A 22,492-nucleotide genomic window follows, 5' to 3' on the forward strand; every position below is an offset into this window, starting at 1 on the left:
CAACCGGATCAGCAGCCGATCGGCGTCGGTCCAGCAGGTGTCGTCGGGTCCGCCGACCGTCAACGAAGTGATTTGTGCTTCTGTCAGGCCGGCTTTGGCGGCGAAGACGCTGACGTGCACGCCCCATTCATACTCGGCGCCACAGGACGCCGTTACCCGGTCGATGACGATCTCGCGTTGCCGGATGGTGAGATGCCCCTTGTCGAGCAGTCCTGAGTTGAAGAACTTGAAGAACAGCCGGCGATCGCGCGCCAACGTGGTGAACAACACCAGCGGTGGGCGGCCGCGCATGATCGCGTCGATGGCCTGCTGGATGTCCTCGGGTAGCGGCTCGGCGGCCGGAGCGATGCGGGCGCTATCGTTTTTATAGCGTGTCATGGTGACGAAAGTAGTCGTCGTGCTACAAAATGTAAAGCATGAATTCGCCGCGCATCGGTTCGTCGGCCCGCGGATCGCGCTCGGGGCGGCCGATCATGGTGGCCCTCGACGCCCTGGGACGCCGCGGCGCCCTGCGCCTGCTCTGGGAGCTGCGCAACGGCCCGCTGACCTTCCGGGCGTTGCAAACGGCCTGCGACACCAACCCCGGCTCGCTCAACACACGGTTGAAGGAATTGCGGCAGCTGCGCATCGTGGATCACGGGGACGCCGGTTATTTCCTTACCGCACATGGGCGTTCGTTGATGGCCGCTCTTGAGCCGCTGCAGACCTGGGCACACCGCTGGGCTGCCGATGCCCCCGGCGCCGCGGACGGCTAGGGCAGGCCGATGTCGCGGTAGCGCCGCAAGCGGGCCGCCATCCGGTCGGCATCGGGCACCCCGCGGAGCGCGTGCAGCTCGGCGGCAATCGCCACCGACAACCGGGCGCAGAACTCGACCGGCTCGTCGGCGGCGTCCGGGTGCTCCGGCACGACGACGTCGACGATGCCGGACGTCAACAAGTCGGCCGATCGGATGCCCTGCGCGGCAGACAGTTCGGCGGCGTGCGCGGTATCGCGGAAGACGATCGCGCTGGCGCCCTCGGGCGGCAGCGGCGCCAGCCAGCCGTGCAATGCGGCCAGCACCCGGTCGGCCGGCACCATCGCCAGGGCCGGACCGCCGCTGCCCTGACCGAGCAGCACCGACACCGTCGGGGTATCCAGCGTGACCAGCTCGGCCAGACAGCGAGCAATCTCGCCGGCCAGCCCACCCTCTTCCGCCTCGGCCGACAGTGCCGGGCCGGCGGTATCGATGACCAGCACCAGCGGTAGCCGCAGGCCGGCGGCCAGCGTCATGCCGCGACGGGCCTCGCGCAACGCAGCGGGCCCGACCAGACCGCCGACGATGCGCTGCTGGCCGAGGATCACCGCGGGCTGACCGGCGAACCGGGCCAGCGCCAGCAGCGTGGTCGCGGCTTCGCCCCGCTCGGTTCCAGACAGCAGCACGTGTTCGGTGCAGCCGTATCGCAGCAGCTGCCTGACCCCGGGCCGATCCGGCCGCCGTGACGCCACCACCGAATCCCAGGCCGGCACATCGGGCAGCGGTTCGGGCGGCGGCGTAGCCGGCGACGGCCCCGCGTCGTCGGCGACCACGGTGAGCGCATGGTCGAGGATGCTGCGCAGTTCCCCGAGCGGCACGACCGCGTCGATCACCCCGTGCCGCTGCAGGTTCTCAGCCGTCTGGATCCCAGCAGGAAACGGTTCACCGTAGAGCTGCTCGTACACCCGCGGCCCCAGGAAGCCGATCAACGCGCCCGGCTGGGCGATGGTGACATGGCCCAGCGAACCCCACGACGCGAACACCCCGCCGGTGGTCGGGTGGCGCAAGTACACCAAATAGGGCAGGTGCGCCTGTTTGTGCAGCGTGACGGCCGCGGCGATCTTCACCATCTGCAGAAACGCGAGCGTGCCCTCCTGCATCCGGGTACCTCCCGAGCTCGGCGACGCCAGCAGCGGCAGCCGCTCGGCGGTGGCGCGTTGCACGGCAGCGGTGATGCGTTCGGCCGCCGCGACGCCGATCGAGCCGCCAAGGAACTCGAACTCGCAGACCACCACCGCCACCCGCCGCCCGAACACCCGGCCCTCACCGGTCAGCACCGACTCGTCACGGCCAGTGGCGGCCCGGGCGTCAGCCAGCTCGCGGGCGTACGACGAGTTCGTCGGCACCGCCAGCGCGGTGGTGTCCCAGCTGATGAAAGTCCCCTCGTCGAGCACCGCGTCGCGCAGTTCATCGGTCCCGATCCGGCTCACGGGGCTGAGGCTAATAGGCTTGGGTGCATGATCGGTGTCACTCGCGTCGAAGACGTCCTGACCATTGAGTTGCAGCGTCCGGAACGGCGCAACGCGCTGAACTCCCAGCTCGTCGAGGAGCTGCGCGAGGCCGTGGACAAGGCGGCCGGCGAGAACGTCCGCGCCATCGTGCTGACCGGGCAGGGCACCGTGTTCTGCGCCGGCGCCGACCTGAGCGGCGACGCGTTCGCCGCCGACTATCCCGATCGGCTGATCGAACTGCACCGGGTGATGGACGCGGCGCCGATTCCGGTGATCGGTGCGATCAACGGGCCCGCCATCGGCGCGGGCCTGCAACTGGCGATGCAATGTGACCTGCGGGTCGTCGCGCCCGATGCGTTCTTCCAGTTTCCTACGTCGAAATATGGTCTGGCGCTTGATAACTGGAGCATCCGGCGACTGTCCTGGCTGGCCGGCCACGGCCGGGCGCGAGCGATGCTGCTCTCTGCGGAGAAGCTGACCGCCGAAACCGCGCTGCAGACCGGTATGGCGAACCGGATCGGCACGGTGGCCGACGCGCAGGCCTGGGCCGCCGAGATCGCCGGCCTGGCGCCGCTGGCCATTCAGCACGCCAAGCGGGTGCTGAACGACGACGGCTCCATCGAAGAGGCGTCGCCGGTGCACAAAGAACTCTTCGACAAAGCATGGGCCAGCCAAGACGTGATCGAAGCGCAGGTGGCCCGGGTGGAGAAGCGCCCACCGAACTTCCAGGGAGCCTGATCGCATGCTGCGCGAGGCGCTACGACTGGCCGCCGGCACGGTCACCCTGGCGACCGGCGGATGGGTGCTGCGCGCGCTGCATGGTGCGCCGGCCGCGCTCGGGGCTCAACCGTCCGACATTCGCGCGGCCGCCGAGCGGTCAGCGAATTTTCAGGACGGCGTCTTCGTCAACCTGGAACCGGCTTCCCAGTTCAGCATCGACCGGGAGGAACAGCGGAACATTCTGTGGGAGGTGATCGGTGCCCGCGCCGCCACCCGGCCGACCAAGAAAATCCCGTTGGTCACGCCGAAGCCCCGAGCCTTCGAGGCCGCTGCGGGCCAGATCGCGGTCAGCTGGTTCGGCCACTCGACGGCGCTGCTTGAGATCGACGGGTATCGCGTTCTCACCGACCCGGTGTGGAGTGATCGTTGCTCGCCCTCGGATGTCGTCGGCCCCGAGCGGATGCATCCGCCGCCGGTGCCACTGCACGCGCTACCGGCCTTGGACGCGATCGTGATCAGCCACGACCACTACGACCACCTCGACATCGACACCATCGTCGCGCTGGCTCGCAGCCAATGGGCCCCGTTCGTCGTTCCGCTCGGAGTCGGTGCGCACCTGCGTGATTGGGGCATCCCCGACGAGCGCATCATCGAACTCGACTGGAACGAGCACGCACAGGTCGATGAGCTGACCCTGATCTGCACCCCGGCCCGGCATTTCTCCGGTCGCTTCCTGAACCGCAACTGCACGCTGTGGGCATCGTGGGCGATCATCGGTCCTGCGCACCGGGCGTACTTCGGCGGAGACACCGGCTACACCAAGAGCTTTGGCGACATCGGCGCCGACCACGGACCGTTCGACGTGACGCTGATGCCGATCGGTGCCTACAGCAGGTCGTGGCCGGACATTCACATGAATCCCGAGGAGGCGGTTCAGGCGCATCTGGACGTCAACGGCGGACTTCTGGTGCCGATCCACTGGTGTACGTTTCGGCTGGCGCCGCACCCATGGGCCGAACCGATCGAGCGGCTGCTGGCCGCTGCCGACGAAGCCCACGTCCAGGTGGCCGTGCCAAAGCCGGGTGAGCGGGTAGATCCTTTCGTGACCGCGGAGTTGAATGCGTGGTGGCGGCTGGCGGACAGCTCGTGATTCGCGAACGATAGACAAGCAGGCCCAAAGCGACAGGCTTCAGCGGAAGGAGCAACATGGGATTTCTGGACAAGGCCAAGGACTTGTTGGCGCAGAACGCCGACAAGGTCGACGCTGCCATCGACAAGGCGGGCGAGTTCGTCGACTCCAAGACCGAGGGCAAGTACAAAGACACCGTCAGCAAGGTGCAGGAAGCGGCGAAGAACGCTTTAAGCGACAGCGAGAAGGGCGACCAGCAGAACTAGCTCATGGCGAAACTCTCCGGATCGATCGATGTACCAGTGCCGCCCGAAAAGGCTTGGCAGGATGCGTCCAACCTGTCCCGCTACCGGGAGTGGCTGACCATCCACCGGGTGTGGCGGAGCAAGCTGCCTGAGCAGTTGGAAAAGGGCACCGTCATCGAGTCGATCGTCGAAGTCAAGGGCATGCCCAACCGGATCAAGTGGACGATCGTGCACTACAGGCCGCCGGAGGCCATGACGCTCAACGGTGACGGCGTCGGTGGCGTCAAAGTCAAGCTGATCGCGAAAGTCAAGCCGAAGGGCCCTGACAACCATGACTCGGTCGTCAGCTTTGATGTGCATCTCGGGGGTCCGGCGCTGTTCGGACCCATCGGCATGATCGTCGCCGCCGCGTTGCGCCGCGATATCCGCGAATCCTTGAACAAGTTCGTCACGGTTTTCACGCCGGCCTGACTGAGCAGTATGTCGCGCCTACGTCCCGGTTGGTTGGTTGCGCTGTTCGCCGCGACGGTGTCGGTGAGCGCGTGGCTGCCGTGGCTGACGACGGGCGTCAACGGCGGCGGCTGGGCCAACGCCATCGGTGGCAGCATCGGCAGCCTGCATCTTCCGCCCGGCTTCGGGCCGGGTCAGCTGATCGTGCTGCTGTCCTCGACGCTGCTGGTGGCGGGCGCGATGGTCGGCAGGGGCGTGTCGGCGAAGTCGGCATCGGTTGCGGCGCTGGCGATCTCGTTGCTCGTCGTCGCGCTGACCGTGTGGTATTACGACGTCAACGTCAAGCCGCCGGTATCGGCCGCCTACGGGCTGTACGTCGGTGGCGTCGCCGCGGCTGCCGCGGTGCTGTGCTCGGTGTGGGCGGTGGCATCGTCGCTGCGCGGCGGTCGGTCCACTAGCCCACGCTGACCTGCGCGCCTTTCAGCGGCTGCGCGCACTGGTCGCAGGCCAACTCCCCGGTGAACGGCTCGCCGCAGCCGAGATGGGTGATCAGCACGGCCGGCCCTTCCGGCGCGTGAAACCATTGCTGGCCGCATTGCAGCGCGGTGACGATCACCGGGAAGAACGCTCGCCCCTTTTCGGTGAGCTGATAGCGAGCGCGTGCCTGCCCGGTTTGTCGCGACGCGGAGAGCACACCGTTGGCGCAGAACGTCTGTAGCCGGCCGGCCAGCAGTGTCGGGGGCGCGCCAAGCTGCGTCTGGAAATCGGTGAAGCGGGTGGTCCCCAAAAAGGCGCAGACCAATAGTGCTGCCGCCCAACGGTTTCCGAATACGCTCATGGTCTCCGGAAAAAGCCCTGCCTGACGGTGTGTGCCGTCGGCGCTGGCTCTGCGCCGGGTGACCGCCTCGGGTACTGAGCGCGGCCACGAGCCGCTTGGACCCCAGCGGGCGGTGACCTGTTTCTCGGTCACCACCTCGGTGCACGATCGGCAGGTCAGCATCGGCGCGAAGTCGCTGTTGCAGCCGGTGTGGCGCATCCCTGGAAGCCGGTGGACATGCTCGGGCACCCAGCGTCGCTCCCACTCCCAGATCGACAACAGCACCGGCCAAAGGGCCCGTCCGCGTTTGCTGATCAGATACTCGGCGCGAACGGGCCGGGTTCGGTAAGTCGTGCGAACCAGCAGACCGTCATTAGTCAGCGCTCGCAACCGGTTGGTCAGCACGGAGTTTGAGATCGGCAGCCGCTCGATGAACTCGCCGTATCGGGTTGCCCCCAACAGCGCCTGCTGGATGATCAGCAGCGTCCACTCGTCGCCGAGCAGTCCGAGGATCCGTCCGACGGCATTGGTGCCGCCGGGGCTCAGCGTCGTCGGCGTCGCCGCATTGGAGGTCGGCGTCATCTACAGCCCGATTTCCCCGGCGGGGGAGTCGGCTGTATGCCAGCGCCGCAACTGTGCGCCCGGCGCCCAGGTGGCGTGCGTACCGCTGGAAATCCTTTCGGGCAACGCAAGTTTGCATACCGGGCCGTCACCGACGCGCGTGGCATCGAAGATCAGGCAATAGGAGGCGTCGGCCTTCATATCGGTGATCAGCGTGACTAAGTAGCCGTCGTCCTCGCCGGTGGCGCCCATGCGTGCGGCCATCGCGGCTTCACTTCCGTAGACGCCGTCGCCGAAAGGGTAACGCTCTTCACTTCCGGTGTGCAGGTCATGTTTGACCAGTCCGTCGAACAGGAACCAGCCCGGCTTGCCGGTGGCGGCATAGGTGTAGCGATAGTCACCGGCCGCGTAATCGGGGTTGATCGTTCCGAATTCGGTGATCGATTCCGACAATTGCTCTTCCTTCACCGCACCCGTGACCATGTTGAACCGCCACCGGTGCAGCCGGGTTTGCAGCCGATCCAGCGCCAGGAAGCGAAAGAGCTTGTCCCACTTCGTGCCACCGGTGTCCACGGGTTGGGGAGCACCTTCGAAAAATCCGTCTAGCACAATCTCGTCGCCGTCTTCGTAGGCGTTGACGAAGTGCAGCACGAACGTCGGGTCCGCCTCGAACCACCGGATGTCACCGGTTCCGCCGCGCCGCGGGAGCACGGCGAAGCGCGACGGAATGTCTGGATAGAACCGTGGCAGGTGCACATCGTGTTCGAGCAGTCTCGGATCCCAGAACAACGGGAAATCGTTGAGGATCACATAGTTTTCGGTGAAAGCCATGTCGTGCGGGAGTCGTGCTCCGGGCAGCGGGATATCGACGTAATGGACCAGCTCGTTGCTTTCGTCGACCACGCCGTAGTGCATGTAGGGGGCCTGCTTGCTGTAGTTGAAGAACAGCAGTTCGCCGGTTTTGCTGTCGACCTTCGGATGCGCTGAAACGCCCCACTCGACGGGGAAATGCCCACCCCACGTTTCTTTGCCGAGGGTGTTGGCCGAGTACGGGTCGACCCGGTACAGATCACCGCACTGGTAGAAGCTGGTCAGCGCGATACCGCGGTGGACGATGACGTCGGTGCTCGACGCGTCCTTCATCCGGGTACGAGCGCCCCAGCCTCGCTCGCGCTTGGCCAATTGCACCGGCTCGGCCAACCCCGGCCACAGCGGCTCACCCGCTTCGTTCTCGGCCAAGAAACCATCGGTTCGGATAAAGCGGTTGCGGTAGAAGGCCTTTCCATCGCGAAAGCCGACAACATGCAGCATGCCGTCGCCGTCGAACGGGTGATAAGTCTTCAAGGCGGGGTGCAATGGATTCTCGGTGTTGCGCAGGTAGACACCGTTCAAGTCGCGGGGGATTTCGCCCGCCACGGCGGTGAGGTCGTCGGCGTCCCACTCGGTGGTCTGCGGTCGCCACGGACCGGTCCGGTAAGGATGGTCGTCGTCTTCGGGCAGCGTCGACAGGAATTTACCGACGATCTCGACATCCATGGGTCAGGCCTGCGCTTCGCTGACGACGAAGCCGACCGTGGTGGCCGTGCTACCGCCGAAGTTCAGCGTGCCAAAGGTTTTCGCATTCTCGACTTGATAGTCGCCGGCCGTTCCGCTGACTTGCTTGGCCGCGTCGACGAGCATGCGCACGCCCGACGCGCCGACCGGGTGGCCGCTGCCGATCAGCCCGCCGCTGGGGTTGATCGGCAACCGCCCGTCGATCTCGATTTCACCGTTTTCGATGGCCTTCCACGACTCGCCCGGCCCAGTCAGCCCGATGTGGTCGATCGCCAGATACTCACTGGGCGTGAAGCAATCGTGGACTTCGATCCCGTCGAGGTCATCGAGTGACATCTGTGCGCGGCGCAACGCGTCGAGTACTGCCGCCCGCACATGCGGTAGCACGTAGACGGCCGAGTCACCACTGGCCGCGCGGTCGAGTTTCTGTCGCAGACCCAGCCCGACGGTGCGATGCCCCCAGCCGGTGATACGGGCGATCGGGCGGGCGCTTGGATGGTCGCGCAGATAATTGTCGGTGGCCAGGACGACTGCGGCGCCACCGTCGGTCATCTGGCTGCAGTCGAACCGGCGCAGGCGGCCCTCGATAACCGGGTTGGTTGCGTCGTCGTCGCCGATCGGGTCGGGCACCGTCCATTCTCGGGTCTGCGCGTTGGGGTTTCGGCGCGCGTTGGCGAAGTTGAGTTGCGCAATCGCCCGCAGATGGGTGTCGTCCAGGCCGTAGCGGCGGTCGTATTCGTCGGCGACCTGGGCGAACATCGATGGCCAGAGGAACCGCGCGTCGGCTCCCTCGTGGCCTGTCCACGCCGCGGCGCCGAGATGACGTGCTGCGGTGTCGCCGGGCACGGTCTTCTCTAGTTCGACGCCGACGACCAACGCGGTGTCGTAGTTGCCCGACCGCAGGTCGGCCATCGCTGCCAGGGTCGCCGCACTGCCGGACGCGCAAGCGGCTTCGTGCCGGGACGCCGGGGTGTCCCACAGGCCGTCACACACGGTGGCCGGCATCGCGCCGAGGTGGGCCTGTTCGGCGAACATCTCGCCGAAGGCATTCGCGACGTGGACGACGCCGATATCGGCGGCGTTCACTTTGGCCGCGACCAGTGCGGCGTCGACGACCTCGCCGGTCAGATCCGCGAAGTCCAGGCCTTCCTTGGTGAGGTTGCGGGCGAAATCGCTTTGGTAGCCGCCGAGAATCCAGACGTCGGTGTCCATAGCCGCACATTACTACAATTAAAAGAGTGACACTATGTTTCCGGTCGAGCGGACATCATCGCCGAAGAGTTGGATCTCGAAGGGGCTGAAGAGGAAGACGGTCTCGTCGGCTCTCGGCTGAACCGACGAGACCTAAGCGGACCGCGCAGGTCGACCAACGCGCCCCACCTTCGTAGCCGCATTACCGTCGGCGGCGATTGACAAACCTTGTAGTCGCGGGCGGCTACTCGGATCCCCGGGCCACCGCGCGTGACGGATCCGAACTCCATTCCGACCACGATCCTGGGAACAGCGCCGCGTGAAAGCCCATCGTGGCGAGCGCCGCCAGCGTGATGGTGGCGGTGACACCCGATCCGCAATAGGCACCGACTCGCCCGCCACCGTCGATGCCATGCTCGGAGAGCAACTGGCCCAGCGCGTCCTGCGTGAGAAACGTGCCATCGTCTGCGAGCACGGTGCTGCTGGGCAGATTCTTCGCACCGGGGATGTGACCGGCGACAGGATCGACCGGCTCAACCTCACCGCGGAAGCGTTCGGGTGCGCGCGCGTCGAGCAGTGTCAGATCGGCTGCGGCCGCCTGCTGCGCCGTCAAAGTCGGGAGCGCTCCGGCGTACAGATCATCGTGCAACACAGTCGCATTGCCCGGCGGCGGCGTGACCGGCCCGGTGTCCAAGCTTCCCCCGGCCAACCGCCACGCCGACAGGCCGCCGTCCAGGATGCGCACGTCGGTCAGCCCGGCCGCCGTCAGGACCCACCATGCCCGCGCCGAGGCCGCTCGATTCCAGTCGTCGTAGACGACAGTGGGCACGCCCGCTCGGATGCCCCAACGGCGCGCGGACACCTCGACGCTGCGCCCAGACGGCAGCGGGTGGCGTCCGCGGCCGGAGACGGCATGGTCGCTCAGCTCGTCCTCGAGTGATACGTACACCGCGCCCGGTATGTGGCCTTGCAGATACGCCGCGTGCCCGTCGGGCTGATCGAGTCGCCAGCGCACATCGAGAATCGTCACGGGACGGTCTGCCTGCGTCAGATCGCTCAACTCCGCTGCGGTGATCAGGATTTGGGTGCGTGCGTCCAACAAATCACTCATGCCTCATATGATGCTCACGGCTTGAATCCGAGATCGTGCAGGGCGGCTATGCAGCCGGGCATCCAGGCTGTGAGCCGTCAGTCCCGCGCCGGCTGGTGACGCCCAGCCGATCGCAGCCGTGGCGATAGCTGCCTGCGACGAGAGTTGCGCGGTGGAACTTATCGCGCCTCATTCCATGAGAGTGCCCCCGACGTGGCTTGCCAGTTTCGGGACGAAACGTCCGGGCAACCGAGCATTCCGGTCTATGGTTTTCCTCCATGGTAGTGCTGTCACGGAGACGTTTCCTCGGTGCCGCCGCTGCCGCGACCGCCGGTGCTGGAGCCGTCGGGTTTGAAATCAGTCAGCGCCGACCTACTGCTCGCCGCCACTACACGGCCATTGTGGTCGGCAGCGGCTATGGCGGTGGGGTGTCGGCACTGCGACTCGGCCAGTCCGGTGTGGACACCTTAGTCTTGGAGAAGGGCCGGCTGTGGGACCGCCCCGACGCCGACGGTAAACGATTCTCAAAAATGTTGCCTGCTGACACCCGCGCGGGCTGGTTCGCATCGGTTCCACCGAGCCTTGTCCCGTCTTTCAAGGGGATTTCGATGGAGGACGTGGCGAAGCACGTGCCGTCGCCCCAGCCGGTCCAGGCCGGAATCTGCGAGAAGGTTGTCCACGGCTCGCATAACATATTCCGCGGCATCGCCGTTGGAGGAGGGTCGATGGTCAACGCAGCCATCGCCGCTATTCCGACCCCAAGGCAGATCCGGGAAACCTTCCCGGACATCGACACTTCGCAGTTCCTCGGAACGTATCTCGAACGTGCCAAGACCACGCTGCGGATCAACTACCGTGACATGGAATGGTTCGAGCAGACGCCCTGGTATCAGTATGCGCGCGTCGGCCGCAAGTATGCGACGGCCGCCGGATACAAAGTCGACTATAACGGTAGCGCGTACTCCTTTGACTACATGAAAAGGGAAGAGGCAGGCGAGGTTCCACGCTCGGCGCTCGACTTAGAGCAGCAGTACGGGAACAACTACGGCCGATATGGCAGCGTCGACCAGACATATATCGCTCGTGCACTGACGACCGGCAAAGTCACCCTGAAGCCCCTCACCGAAGTAACCGCTATCCGCCGTGAGCGTTCCGGCGAATACGTCGTATCGACCCGCGAGATCGACCGGTGGGGCAAAGAGGTCGTGCGCGACGAATTTGGTTGCAGTGAGCTACATCTGAATGGGGGGGTGCTAGGCACAACCAAGCTCCTGCTACAGGCCCGCGACACCGGGGCGCTACCGAACCTCAGCGAAGAGATCGGCCGCGGATACGGAAACAACGGCGACGTCATGGTCGCTCACATGCTCAAAGAGAGCGACCCAGCGGGCACTCACCAGTCCCTCATGGGATTGATTAACCTCGATGGCCGTGAAGATCCGCATAACCCCGTATACGCCAGCATGTTCTCGATCCCGCTTCCGGTCGAGACGTTCACGTTGGGCTATTACGTGATGGTAAAGACCGGTGACCGTGCCGATATCACGTACGATCAGCGTTCGGATTCGATAAGCATCCGCTGGCCCCAAGGGTATACCGATAATCTGATCGCAAGAGCCCGGGCTGTCTTCGACAAAGTGACTCAAGCCAATGGCGTCGACTACCGCGACGATATATTCGCGGGAAAGGTCTTCGCGCCCAACACCGTCCATCCGATGGGCGGGTGCGTACGAGGCATCGCGACTGATGGTTACGGGCGGGTCAAGGGGTACGACAAGCTATACGTCAACGATGCGTCGTTGCTGCCTGGCTACCTCGGCTGCAACCCCTTCATGTCGATCACCGCGCTTGCCGAACGCAATATCGAAGGGATCCTGCACGGACGTAGGTGATTTCTCGTTGCAACCTGAAGGCAGGAGTGAGTACTCCACGGGAGAGCGACAGAACATGATGCGGCGCCGCCGTGTGGGTTGGGCTGGATCGGCCGTACGACGTGTCGGGTGACCTCATCGGGCCACGTCGGCGACCTCGGTTTAATCGGACGTGGCTTCGATCAGCCTTCGACTTACCGGGGTACCACGATGAGCGATCACGACTGGGGCGGATAGCGCTCCAACAATCGTTTCTCGTGGCGCGGGCTTAGCGCTGCCAGGCGGGTGTCGCCGCCGTAATGCCCCAGGACACGCCGGTCCATAACGCGACGCCATAACAGAGGGCACAAGGCCAGCAGCATCATGCAGGCGTACCCACTCGGGAGTTGTGGTGCTTCGTCGGCATGGCATAGCGCCTGATACCGGCGCAGCGGATGAACATGGTGATCGGAATGCCGTTGGAGGTGAAAAAGGAAAACGTTGGCGATCAATGTGTTGCTGTTCCAGCTGTGCGAGCGGCGCACAGGTTCGTATCCTCCGTCCGGCAGCTTCTGGCGGCGCAACCCGTAGTGTTCTAGGTAGTTGACAGTCTCGAGCATGCAAAAGCCGACAATCGCTTGGCCTATGAGCCACGGCAAGACAACCGGGCGAAACCAGACCGCCAGGATGGTAAACAGTGCGATGCTCATCAGCCAAGCGTTGAGCACGTCATTTCTGAGGCTCCAGCGTGACTGCCGCATCGACCCAAGGCGTCTGGCTTCGATGTTCCAGGCAGATCGCGCACTGCCGACCACCGATCTGAGAATGAAGTGGTAGACGCTTTCACCCATGCGCGAACTGGCGGGGTCGTCGGGAGTGGCGACCCGCGCGTGGTGGCCGCGGTTGTGTTCGACAAAGAAATGTCCGTAGCACGTCTGGGCGAGCGCCAACTTGCTTAGCCGTTTCTCGGCCGCTTCCCGTTTGTGCCCCAACTCGTGTGCGGCGTTGATGGCGATGCCGCCAGTTATTGCGACTGTCGCCATCAGTCCCAACTTGTCGACGAAAGTCATTGTGAGCCAACCACCGCCGGCCCATAGCCAGCAGGCGAACACGAGCGACAGGTACTGGATGGGCAGATACAGGTAGGTGGCCCACCGGTAGAACCGGTCGTTTTGCAGCCATTCGAGGACGCCCTCAGGAGGATTGTCCGAGTCAGACCCGACGACATGGTCGAGCACGGGGATGATCACGAATGCCGCTATTGCACCGGACCACCAAAACACGGCTATCCCGGTAAACTTCACCGCGAACCACGATATGAACACATTCACCGGGACGATCGCTCCGAGGAGCCACAGATACCGCTTACGGTCGCGCCAATTAGGCGCCACGGTCATTGGCTCGGTCATGCTGCCTACTTCTTTGCCCCTCAGTCGCCGGGTGTCGACACCATGATGACATGTTGTCCCCCTCCGTACGCCCGCACCGCACCTGCCCACAGATTTGCCAAAATGGTACATGGCGCCGCCGTCTGGAGGCAGCAGCCTGCCGGGATGATACGCCGTCGTACTGCATCGGCGACCTTGTCGTGACACTGAGGCCACCGTTCGAACGTTTGAACAGAACTGTGATTCCGATCAGCGCAGGTCAAGCATATTTTCGGGTGGTGCCCTTCGGGCGGTGCCCTTCGGGCGGTGCCCTTGTTCAGCGTCGGTTGATGGTTGACGTTTCTGTGTCGGTTGATCCTTGACACTCGTGTTGTGGATTAGGGCCTTGCGCTGGTGCGCAGTGCCAGCTTGTTTCGTACCTCGCCGCGGCCGGTGCGGGCGGCGGTTTTGACGAGTTGGTCGCCGATCCAGAAACGCAGCAGGTCACCGTCGACGTGGACATCGCAGCGGCTTCCGGCGTAATGGGCGCCCACGCAGACCTGCTGCCAGGCCACACTGACCACGCCGTTGCTGGTAACCCGGCGAGAGACCCAATCATCGCCGCTACGGTCTGGTCGAACGTGGGTCGAGCCCACCGACGGACATGCTGGGGTGCCGGGACGGAATTTTTCGATCGGCGCCACCATGTCTAGTGCCTGATGCGGGGCGAGCGGTGTTCCGGGAGCAGTTCAACGCGGCGCTGAGGGCCATCGGCCGTAAGGGCATGCGGTTGCACGACCTGCGTCACTTCGCTGGGACGATGACCGCGCTGACCGGAGCGACGTTGGCCGAGACGATGGCGCGGCTGGGGCATTCCACACCCAAGGCTGCGATGGTCTATCAGCAGGTCGCGTCCGGCCGGGCCGAGGAGATCGCCGCGAGCCTGAGCCGGTTGGCCGAAAAGGGCTGAGGCACAGCAGTATTAAGAACGAGAACGACATGGACGACCGGCGACGCCAGCGGCAGATGAAGGAACTGCGGGCACAAATCAAGGCGTGCGGGAAATGTGAGGGGATGAACGTCCGCGGCGTAACCCAGGCCGCGCCGGGCTGGGGTTCGGTCCACTCCGCTGTGGTGCTCGTCGGGCTGAGCCTCTGCCACGACTGCATGGAGTCACAGGAGCCGTTCACCGGCGGCAGCGGTCGGCTGATTTGGGCCAGTATCAAGCGTGCCGGTATCGACAAGCCCGACGAGTGGTGCCGATGCGTCGGCCGTCGGCGCGGGCCTGAATCTGACGCGGGCTGCCGGGGCCGACCGGCTTGGGTGTGGCTGCGCGGAAACCCCATCAGCGATTTGGCCGCCGCATCCTTCGCATTGCGACGGATTTACCCTCGGCTAGAAAATTCACAAATGGGGGGCGCTTGTGGGTTCACCAATGGGCCCCTGATTAGGACTGCTTGGGCACCGGCATCAGGGTTGCCGGTGCAGGACTTGCTCGATCGCGCGCAGGAGAGGCGTTCCGTCGGGGTCTCCGGAGGCGCTGCGCCAGGCGACGTACCCGTCCGGGCGGATCAGTACGGCACTGGCAGGGCTGAGGCCGTACTGATCGAAGAATCGCTGCTCGTAATCGGCCAAGCCGGGCGCGCCGATGGCGTAGCTGGCGACGGGCACTTTCAGCGTGCGAGCGGCAAGTTGGGCCGTTTCGTGCCATGGGGTGCCTGCTGGTCCGGTAAGGACCGTGAAGCCGGCGCCGAACAGGTCCAGAGTCGACACCGGCGCGATCGGGCTGCCCAGCCACACGTGCGGCGCCCGGCAGCCCGGGGTCGCGCTGGGCGAGTAGTCCGAGTAGCTGTCGTCCACTTCGGGCGGTTGGGTGCCGTTGCCGACCACGGCGGTGGATCGGTAGGCCGTGCCGAATTCGACGCCGAGGTGGTTGCCATAGCGTCGCGATGCGCGGATGATCTCCTCGGTATCCATATCGTTGGCTCCTGGTCCGTAGGTGGCGGCGGCCAGGCGCGCCACATTGCGGTGGTTCTCCAACGACTGACGCGCGGTTTCCAGTGCGGGAGGGCGGCGTTCGTCGTTGTAGGTGTCCAGCAGCGACCACGCCGCGGAGCCGCGACAGCACAACGCCAGCTTCCACATGACGTTGTGCATGCCCTGAATGCCGGTGTTGACCCCCAGACCGCCGGTGGGCGGGAATTGGTGCGCGGCGTCGCCGCACAAGACCACCCGGCCCTGCGTGAAGCGTTCGGCCACTGTCACATTCATCCGCCACAGCCCGACGCTCTTAACGTCCACATCAAGGTCCGGAACGCCGACAGCCGCGCGCACCCATTGCCGCACGCTGTCGGCTTGCCACAGTTCGCGGCGCCACCGTTCCGGGGGCACCGCGATCTGGCACAGCCAGCGCCCACGTGCATCGAGCGGCTGCAATACGCCTGCCGCGCCGGCATTCACGACGAAGAAGAGCACACCCGTTCGGTGTTCGACATAGCGCTCGATACCGGAGATGAACTGACAGTTGACGAAGTGATTGATGTTCTGTTCACCCTGCATGGCGATGTTCAGCGCGGAGCGGATCAGGCTGTCGACCCCGTCAGCAGCGACCAGAGCGTCACCGGTCAGCGTGTAGGCCTCTTCGGGAACGGGGACCGAGACCGCCACGGTGGCCGCGTCGTGGGTGTTGCGCCACCCGGACACCACATTGGTCACTCGGTGGCCGAACCGCAGGTCGACGATGCCCGTTGCGATGGCCGCGTCCCGCAGGATGATCTCGACGAGGTCCTGCGCTGACATCACCGGTTCTGCGGGGCTGATGTCCGCGCCAGGGCCCTCGAACCCTCGGGACTCGATCCGCCCGAGTTCCCTGCCGACGACGGCATCGAGGAACCTGATCGGGCTCTTCCACCCGGGTGGGGTGTCGATACCCCGCAGACGCGGGTAGACCACCGGACCCCACCCGCGGGCGATCTCCATCGTCCGGGTGTTGAAGTTGCGGGTCTTCGGATGGCGTGATGTCGAATCACGCTGCTCGAGGACAACGCTCGGGACGCCGAACCGCGCCAGCTCGAGGGCGGCCGCCAACCCGACCGGGCCGGCGCCCACGATAATCACTGGTTTGGGTGCCACGGCGTTTCCTGTCTGACTCGGACGTCGACGCCCCGAAGTATTCACTCTCGGCGATCAGATGGATACCTCGCAACTCGCCGGCGTTTGACGGAATGGCACCGTGACGGGCCCCGCGCCGGGTGGGACCGGCGCGTTGGCGACGATCTCCGGTCCCATCAGGCGGGCGACCACAAGTGCGGCCACGACGAACGGGTTCAGTCTCCGATTGACCATATCGACGTCGCGATCAGGTCGCCGCGTTCGAGCGCCGCGGCACGGTGCTCGTGCACCTTGGCGTATTCCTCGGTGGTCACCATCTCGACGAAGGCGGCCGGCGTCGGGTATTCGACGACGAGGATGGCGTCCCACCACGGCCGCTGTCCGTCGCCGAGGATGACCGCCGGGGCGGTGCCGCCGTAGCGGAGGGTGGCACCTACCCGTTCGAGGTGCGGGGTAACTTCCTTCGCGTACTGCAGGTAGCTCTCCAAGCCGCCGGGCTTCTTGAACTGCAGCAGGTTGACCATCACGACTGGGGCGTCTGCCGGTCGCGCGGCCATCGCAGCGAACTGCTCTGGGGTGGTTTCAAATGGTGTGCTCATGTGAATCTCCTTGTGGTAGTCGGTTATTGAGCAGTTTTGCCGACCCGGTCGCGCAGGAACGGGACGACGAACTCGGCGACCCGGTCGGGTTGCTCGAGCCAGGCCCAGTGACCGACACCGGGCAAGATCTCAATCCGGGCGCGCGGGAAGACGCGGCGCTGCTTGTGGGCCTGTGCGACCGGCAGATAGACGTCGGCGTCACCCCAGACCACGAGCGTGTCGGGGTCCCGCGCGCGCAGCGGTTCGACCAGTGCGTCCATCTGCCGTTGACGCCACGAGCGATACAGCCGCAGGACGGCCCGTTTGGTTTCCGGCGGCACGAGATGCTCGGTGATGCGCTCGACCCAGGGTTCGGGTAGGCCGGGGTTGTCGTGGCGCACCACGAAGCGCAAGACCCGCGGCGTTGTGGCTCGCATGAACAGTTCCCCGGCGACGGGGGTGCGCCAAATTTTGGCCAGCCGGTGCCAGCGGTATTCAAGCAGCACCGCGGTGTTGATCAGCGTGACGCTGGCGACCCGGTCGGGGTGGGCGGCCACCCAGGCCAGGGCGAAGGGGCCGCCGAAGTCGTGGGCGACCAGATGCACCCGCTGGATGCCCAGCTGGTCGATCACGCCGCCCAGGTGTGCGGCGTAGCCGGCCACGGTGTAGTCCTGCTCGGCGCGCTTGTCGGCGCCGCCGAAGCCGGGCATGTCCGGGGCGACGACGGTGGCGAACTCGGCGACTGGGGTCATCAGTGGTTCCCAGTCACTGCCGGTGTCGGGGTTGCCGTGCACGAACACCACGGCCTCCGACAGGTCGTTGGCGGGATGGGGTCCGTCTATCAGCACCGGGGAAAGCACCCCGTTGACGACGATGTTTCGGGTTTGCGATGCGGTCATGGCTGAACCTCCTTGTCATCATTGCGGATTCGCTTGGTGTATACCGCGCGTGCACCCATGTCGGCGTGCGCCATGACAGTGTCAGCCTTGAGCGCCCGTTTGAACCGATCGGCGATGCCGGGCGGTGTGCCGGCGATGAGGCGGGCGATCGGGCCGAGTTCGCGCGGGACGAACACTTCCTGACGTCCGCTGTGCAGCGCGCCGACGATGGCGGCTGCAACCGCGTCGGGACCGACAATGCGGGTGCCACGGGGTTTCTCGAAGCCGCTGATCATGTCGGTGCGGATCAGTCCGGGCATCACGATGGTGGTCCGCACGCCGGTGTTGCGAGTTTCGGCGCGGATCGCGCGGGTGAACCCGACCACGGCGTGCTTGGTTGCCGCGTAGGTCGCGCCGCCGGCGGTGGCCACCTGACCGGCGGACGACGCCAGGTTCACGATGTGGCCGTGGCCGCGCGGGAGGAATCGCCGCAGCGCCAGGCGGGTCCCCGTGAGCACCCCGCCGATGTTGATGTCGACCAGGCGTTGGGTGTCGCGGGGGTCCTCGTCGATGAACAGGCCGATCGGCGCGACGCCGGCGTTGTTGATTAGCGCGTCCAGCGGCCCGATCCGTTCTTCGGCCTCGGCGAGGAACGTCTCGAAGCTTTCCGGATTGCGGACATCCAGCGCCAGGCCGACCGCCCGGTCACCAAGTTCGGCGGCGACGGCCGCACACGCCGACCCGTCCAGATCGCCGATCACCACTGACATTCCCGCGCGCAGGCAAGCCTCGGCGGTGGCGCGACCGATCCCGCGTGCACCTCCGGTGATCGCGACACGTTCGATGGTCATCTTTGCTTCTCCTTTGTCTGTTGGTCTGTTGGTCGGTTGAGAGGGGCTGATTACGGTGATGGGTCGGTCGGCACGCTCCCCGGCAGGAGGCCGGCCCATACACATCACAAAGGCGGGCCTCAGGCTTTGGGTGCGGTGAAGCCGGCGGCGCCGCCGCAGAGGTAGTTCAGTGAGCCGAGGTTTCGGGCTTCAGCCAGTTGGTGCGCCAGGGCGCGGATCATCGTCGCGTCGAGGATGGAGTGGAATTGTCCGTCCTCGGTGAAGTTGATGTTGGCGCCCTCCACGCGCACGAAGATCACGGTGTCCTCGGTGTTGGATTCGGGGCAGACGAAGGTGTGCACCGATCCAGCCGGCTCATAGAGGTAGGAGCCCGCGGTTTGCGGCTGGTCGGGGTATTCGAGGTAGTGCCAGCTGCCCGAGAGGGTGTACACCTCGGCGATGCCGGTGTGGTAGTGCAGCGGCACGACCGCGCCGGGGCTGAAGGTGGCCAGCACCACCCAGCACCCGGCCTCCAGGTCCAGGCGCAATGGCTTGACGTGCACGCCGGGTCCGAGCGAGTCGGTGATCAGCGGGATGGTGTTTTCGTTGACGCTCAGCAGCTCGCCCTGCGGAAGGGCGACCAACGGCAGCGGCGCGCCGGAGCTGGTCTTGGTGGTTGTCGGTTCGGCGGTCAGCGTCATCGAAAGTCTTTCTCTGGCAAGGACTCCCGCGGAACTTCCATCGGGAGGGCGGTGTCCTTACCGCCGACTCCACGATGCGTCATCAGCCAGGGCGGAGTCTTGACATCTCAGGACAAGTTTTTGGCCTTGCAGGACGCACCTTGTGCGGTGCGGTCAGCCGGCCGCCCCCTGCCCCACGGCCTGGATGGCGGCGTGTTCGTGCAGCGCCACTTCGGCTTCGTGGTGGGCGGGTTTGAGGTCGAACACCACCTCATGCACGGTTCCGGTGAATGGGTAGGGCGCCTTGTCTTCGTAGTCGCGGTCGACTACGAGGCCGTTGTCGCGGCCGACATCCATACCGGCGTACGACGAGAATGCCAGCGGCACCGTCTGCGGCATGTCGCCCTCGCCGATGAGCTGATCGTCGGCCCACAGGGTGACATGACCACCCGATCCGGGAGCCGGCTGCTCGGACTCGAAGAGCATTCGCACCGTCACGTCGCCGGTGGGAATCGGCTTGGTGGATACCTGCCGGTAGGTTTCCACGCCCAGGAACGAGTAGGTGTGGTGCAGCCTGCGTTGCCCGTCGACCCACAGACCGAATCCGCCGATGAAGTCGGCGTTGGCCACCAGCACCCCCTCGGCGTTTTCCGGAGCGGTGATCTTCGCCTCGATCGCGTAGGAGCGGCCGTAGATACGCGGAATCATGCCGCGTTGAACGTTCTGCACGTCGCCCTTGAAAACGAATCGAGTGGTGGTGGGCATCGGCGGTAGATTCCCGAAAACCACCGCCAGACCACCCAACAGCGGGAGCACGCGGTTGCGTTCGGCTTCTTGCCACCACAACCGAGTGAGTTCGTCGACCTTGTCTTGCTGCTCGGCGGCGACATTGTTCGCCTGCGAGAAATCATCGGGCAGGTAGTAAAGCTCCCAGACATCCGTATCCGGGTCATACACCCCGGGCCCGAACCGCTTTAGCGTCTCCGGCGAGAAGTCCCAGGGCGCCTTGTCCAATCGAGTGCACGCCCACCAGCCGTCCTTGTAGATCGCGCGGCTGCCGAACATTTCGAAGTACTGCACGGTGTGGCGCTCTTCAGCGGCCGGGTTATCGAACGTGTGCAGGAAGCTGGTGCCGTCCATGGGTTCCTGCTCAATGCCGTCGACACTTGTCGGTTCCGGTAATCCGACGGCTTCCAGCACGGTGGGCGCAATGTCGATGCAGTGCGTGAACTGGCCGCGCATCTGCGGATCCGGTTTGATCCGGCTGGGCCAGGCGACCACCATTGGGTCTCGGGTACCACCGAGGTGGCTGGCCATCTGCTTGCCCCACTGGAACGGGGTGTTGTTGGCATGCGCCCAGGCGGAGGCGAAGTGGGGCGCGGTGTGCTCATCGCCCAGAGCCTCGATCCCGCCGTACTGCTCGATGAGCCGCAGCTGATGGTCGGCATCGAGGACCACACCGTTGAGGAATGTCATCTCGTTGAACGAGCCCGTGATGGTGCCCTCCATGCTGGCGCCATTGTCGCCCCAGATGTAGAAGACCAACGTGTTGTCCGTCTCGCCGAGGTCTTCGATGGCGTCCAGGAGCCGGCCGACGTTCCAGTCGGCGTTCTCGGAGAACCCGGCGAACACCTCCATTTGGCGCGCGTAGAGCTTCTTCTGGTTGTCCGACAGGCCGTCCCACGCCGGAAACAGGTCGGGCCGCTGCGTCAATCCCGTTTCGGGCGGAACGATTCCCAGTTTTTTCTGCCGCTCCAGTGTCTTTTGCCGGTAGACGTCCCAGCCCTCGTCGAACTGGCCCTTGTATTTGTCCGCCCACTGCTTGAACACGTGGTGCGGGGCGTGGGTGGCGCCGGTGGAGTAGTACATCATCCATGGCTTCTCCGCATCCTGAGCGCGGACGGCGTGCAACCACTCGACCGCCTTGTCGGTCAGATCGTCGGGGAAGTAGTACGGCCGGCCGCCCTTGCCGGGCGGGACCCCAAGCACCGAGTTGTCCTCGGTGATGATCGGGTCGTACTGCCCCGCCGCGCCCGACAGGAAACCCCAATAGTGGTCGAATCCCCACCCCAGTGGCCAGTTGTCGAACGGCCCCGCCGCGCCCTGAACGTTGTCGGGCGTCAAATGCCACTTGCCGAAACCGCCAGTCACGTAGCCGTTGTCGCGCAGAATGCGCGGCAACGCAGCGCAGCTGCGCGGCTTGACCGACGAATAGCCCGGGAACGGACCGGGATACTCCGCGATCGAGCCGAAACCGACCCGGTGGTGATTGCGCCCAGTCAGCAGTGCCGCGCGGGTAGGCGAACACACGGCGGTGACATGGAAGCGGTTGTACGTCAAGCCATTGTTCGCGACCCGCGTCAGGGTCGGAGTCCGGATCGCGCCGCCGAAGGTATCGGGGCCACCGAAACCCGCGTCATCGATTAGCACCATCAACACGTTCGGCGCCCCGTCCGGCGCCTCAGGACCCGGAACGATCGTCCAGTCGCCCACCGACTCGCCCATGGTGCGGCCCATCACCCCGCCGAAACTGCGGTCGGGGAGAGGCAGGCGGGTGCGATCGGGATTGAACTTGGCCATCGCCTCAGCCAGCGCGCCCTCCAGGCCTCTGAAGGTAGAGCTATCCAGTGCGACAACGGATTTCATCGGGGAGCCGGAAAGAGTCTGCTCGACGGCAAGGCGGCTCTCCGCAGGCAACACGGCGATCACCGCACCTGTACCGGCGGCCAACGCCTGGCCGATCTTCTCGCCGAGGCCGCTCTTGAGCCGATGGTCGGCGAACGTGCCGGCCACCGCACCGGCGGCGGCGCCGATTGCCGCGGACGCCAACAGCGCCGGGGAGAACAGGCCCACAGCCAGGCCCACCCCGGCGCCCCATGCAGCACCCCGGCGCCCTAGCCTGTTGCCGGTATCAATCAACGCTGGTTTGCCCTCGGCGTCCTTGCCGACCAGGACCGCGCCCGTCAGGCTGATGGATTTGTCCTTGACCCGATCGGTGAGTGCCTGGAATTCGGTCTGCGCCGTGCCGAGGTCCTGATAGCCGGCCACCAAGACCACCGCATGCTCTTCACTCATGGGAACCCCTTCCGTGGATTGGCCGACTTGAGGCCTCCCCGAAGTCCGTACTGGTGATACTTGTCCGCCGCACACATGACCGCCAGGGGCCAATGGCCCTGACAGCAGAACCTCCTTGCCG

Annotated in this window: 21 protein-coding genes and 1 pseudogene; 8 read left to right on the plus strand and 14 right to left on the minus strand. The window is 65.3% G+C overall.

Annotation, left to right across the window (positions count from 1 at the left end; genetic code table 11):
* Positions 1 to 378: carboxymuconolactone decarboxylase family protein (locus VEI45_RS12035; protein WP_324853409.1), on the minus strand; the 378-nt coding region annotated here is incomplete at its 3' end.
* A gap of 38 nt (positions 379 to 416) precedes the next feature.
* Here VEI45_RS12035 and VEI45_RS12040 point away from each other — a divergent pair.
* The gene (locus VEI45_RS12040) at positions 417 to 755 is read left to right on the plus strand and encodes a winged helix-turn-helix transcriptional regulator (RefSeq protein ID WP_324853411.1); all 339 of its coding nucleotides are present in this window, start codon (positions 417 to 419) and stop codon (positions 753 to 755) included.
* On the opposite strand, the gene VEI45_RS12045 is transcribed toward VEI45_RS12040, so the two are convergent.
* Entirely contained in the window at positions 752 to 2,224 is a 1,473-nt protein-coding gene (locus tag VEI45_RS12045) for a carboxyl transferase domain-containing protein (protein WP_324853413.1), read from the minus strand. The two genes, VEI45_RS12040 and VEI45_RS12045, sit on opposite strands and share 4 nt — an antisense overlap.
* 27 nt (positions 2,225 to 2,251) lie before the next feature.
* Between VEI45_RS12045 and VEI45_RS12050 the strand changes: the two genes are divergently transcribed.
* Genes VEI45_RS12050 through VEI45_RS12070 form a run of 5 tightly spaced genes read left to right on the plus strand, consistent with a single transcriptional unit; the run spans position 2,252 to position 5,257 of the window.
* Complete coding sequence (locus VEI45_RS12050) at positions 2,252 to 2,983, plus strand: enoyl-CoA hydratase (protein WP_324853415.1); 732 nt, start codon at positions 2,252 to 2,254, stop codon at positions 2,981 to 2,983.
* Positions 2,984 to 2,987: 4 nt separating this feature from the next.
* Entirely contained in the window at positions 2,988 to 4,115 is a 1,128-nt protein-coding gene (locus VEI45_RS12055) for an MBL fold metallo-hydrolase (RefSeq protein ID WP_324853417.1), read from the plus strand.
* A 56-nt stretch (positions 4,116 to 4,171) separates the two neighbouring features.
* Entirely contained in the window at positions 4,172 to 4,360 is a 189-nt protein-coding gene (locus tag VEI45_RS12060) for an antitoxin (protein ID WP_324853419.1), read from the plus strand.
* A 3-nt stretch (positions 4,361 to 4,363) separates the two neighbouring features.
* Positions 4,364 to 4,810 carry a type II toxin-antitoxin system Rv0910 family toxin gene (locus VEI45_RS12065; RefSeq protein ID WP_324853421.1) on the plus strand — a complete coding sequence of 149 codons (447 nt, stop codon included), beginning with the start codon at positions 4,364 to 4,366 and terminating at the stop codon, positions 4,808 to 4,810.
* 9 nt (positions 4,811 to 4,819) lie between these two features.
* Positions 4,820 to 5,257, plus strand: a complete 438-nt coding sequence (locus tag VEI45_RS12070; RefSeq protein WP_324853423.1) for a hypothetical protein — start codon at positions 4,820 to 4,822, stop codon at positions 5,255 to 5,257.
* On the opposite strand, the gene VEI45_RS12075 is transcribed toward VEI45_RS12070, so the two are convergent.
* From VEI45_RS12075 to VEI45_RS12090, 4 genes are all read right to left on the minus strand, one after another.
* On the minus strand, positions 5,244 to 6,188 hold the full coding sequence (locus VEI45_RS12075) for a winged helix-turn-helix transcriptional regulator (protein WP_324853426.1): 945 nt from the start codon (positions 6,186 to 6,188) through the stop codon (positions 5,244 to 5,246). The two genes, VEI45_RS12070 and VEI45_RS12075, sit on opposite strands and share 14 nt — an antisense overlap.
* Positions 6,189 to 7,703 carry a carotenoid oxygenase family protein gene (locus VEI45_RS12080; RefSeq protein ID WP_324853428.1) on the minus strand — a complete coding sequence of 505 codons (1,515 nt, stop codon included), beginning with the start codon at positions 7,701 to 7,703 and terminating at the stop codon, positions 6,189 to 6,191.
* A 3-nt stretch (positions 7,704 to 7,706) separates the two neighbouring features.
* The gene (locus VEI45_RS12085) at positions 7,707 to 8,933 is read right to left on the minus strand and encodes an acetyl-CoA acetyltransferase (protein ID WP_324853430.1); all 1,227 of its coding nucleotides are present in this window, start codon (positions 8,931 to 8,933) and stop codon (positions 7,707 to 7,709) included.
* A 223-nt stretch (positions 8,934 to 9,156) separates the two neighbouring features.
* Positions 9,157 to 10,011 (minus strand): sulfurtransferase, encoded by an 855-nt coding sequence (locus VEI45_RS12090; RefSeq protein ID WP_324853489.1) that lies wholly within the window; start codon positions 10,009 to 10,011, stop codon positions 9,157 to 9,159.
* 269 nt (positions 10,012 to 10,280) lie between these two features.
* Here VEI45_RS12090 and VEI45_RS12095 point away from each other — a divergent pair, with 269 nt between their 5' ends.
* A complete protein-coding gene (locus VEI45_RS12095) occupies positions 10,281 to 11,894 on the plus strand; it encodes a GMC oxidoreductase (protein WP_324853431.1) in 1,614 nt (537 codons plus the stop codon).
* A gap of 197 nt (positions 11,895 to 12,091) precedes the next feature.
* Here the strand turns inward: VEI45_RS12095 and VEI45_RS12100 are convergent, their stop codons facing one another.
* Together VEI45_RS12100 and VEI45_RS12105 are read right to left on the minus strand one after the other, a co-directional pair.
* The gene (locus VEI45_RS12100) at positions 12,092 to 13,261 is read right to left on the minus strand and encodes an alkane 1-monooxygenase (RefSeq protein WP_324853433.1); all 1,170 of its coding nucleotides are present in this window, start codon (positions 13,259 to 13,261) and stop codon (positions 12,092 to 12,094) included.
* A 356-nt stretch (positions 13,262 to 13,617) separates the two neighbouring features.
* Positions 13,618 to 13,944, minus strand: a pseudogene (locus tag VEI45_RS12105) (IS481 family transposase); the annotation flags it as partial.
* Between VEI45_RS12105 and VEI45_RS12110 the strand changes: the two are divergent.
* Positions 13,932 to 14,189, plus strand: a complete 258-nt coding sequence (locus tag VEI45_RS12110) for a hypothetical protein (protein WP_324853435.1) — start codon at positions 13,932 to 13,934, stop codon at positions 14,187 to 14,189. The pseudogene VEI45_RS12105 and the gene VEI45_RS12110 overlap by 13 nt on opposite strands.
* Before the next feature lie 500 nt (positions 14,190 to 14,689).
* Here VEI45_RS12110 and VEI45_RS12115 read toward each other — a convergent pair whose 3' ends face one another.
* From VEI45_RS12115 to VEI45_RS12140, 6 genes are all read right to left on the minus strand, one after another.
* Positions 14,690 to 16,351 carry an FAD-dependent monooxygenase gene (locus VEI45_RS12115; RefSeq protein WP_324853437.1) on the minus strand — a complete coding sequence of 554 codons (1,662 nt, stop codon included), beginning with the start codon at positions 16,349 to 16,351 and terminating at the stop codon, positions 14,690 to 14,692.
* Between the two features lie 194 nt (positions 16,352 to 16,545).
* Complete coding sequence (locus VEI45_RS12120; protein ID WP_324853439.1) at positions 16,546 to 16,929, minus strand: DUF1330 domain-containing protein; 384 nt, start codon at positions 16,927 to 16,929, stop codon at positions 16,546 to 16,548.
* A gap of 23 nt (positions 16,930 to 16,952) precedes the next feature.
* The gene (locus tag VEI45_RS12125; protein ID WP_324853441.1) at positions 16,953 to 17,807 is read right to left on the minus strand and encodes an alpha/beta hydrolase; all 855 of its coding nucleotides are present in this window, start codon (positions 17,805 to 17,807) and stop codon (positions 16,953 to 16,955) included.
* Positions 17,804 to 18,637: an SDR family NAD(P)-dependent oxidoreductase gene (locus tag VEI45_RS12130; RefSeq protein WP_324853443.1), complete on the minus strand. Its 834-nt coding sequence runs from the start codon at positions 18,635 to 18,637 to the stop codon at positions 17,804 to 17,806. The genes VEI45_RS12125 and VEI45_RS12130 overlap by 4 nt, the downstream gene beginning before the upstream one ends.
* Positions 18,638 to 18,756: 119 nt before the next feature.
* Complete coding sequence (locus VEI45_RS12135; protein WP_324853445.1) at positions 18,757 to 19,317, minus strand: 2,4'-dihydroxyacetophenone dioxygenase family protein; 561 nt, start codon at positions 19,315 to 19,317, stop codon at positions 18,757 to 18,759.
* A gap of 153 nt (positions 19,318 to 19,470) precedes the next feature.
* Positions 19,471 to 22,371 carry an arylsulfatase gene (locus tag VEI45_RS12140; RefSeq protein ID WP_324853447.1) on the minus strand — a complete coding sequence of 967 codons (2,901 nt, stop codon included), beginning with the start codon at positions 22,369 to 22,371 and terminating at the stop codon, positions 19,471 to 19,473.
* Positions 22,372 to 22,492 lie beyond the last annotated feature (121 nt).

This window comes from Mycobacterium sp. (assembly GCF_035623875.1).
GTDB lineage: Bacteria > Actinomycetota > Actinomycetes > Mycobacteriales > Mycobacteriaceae > Mycobacterium.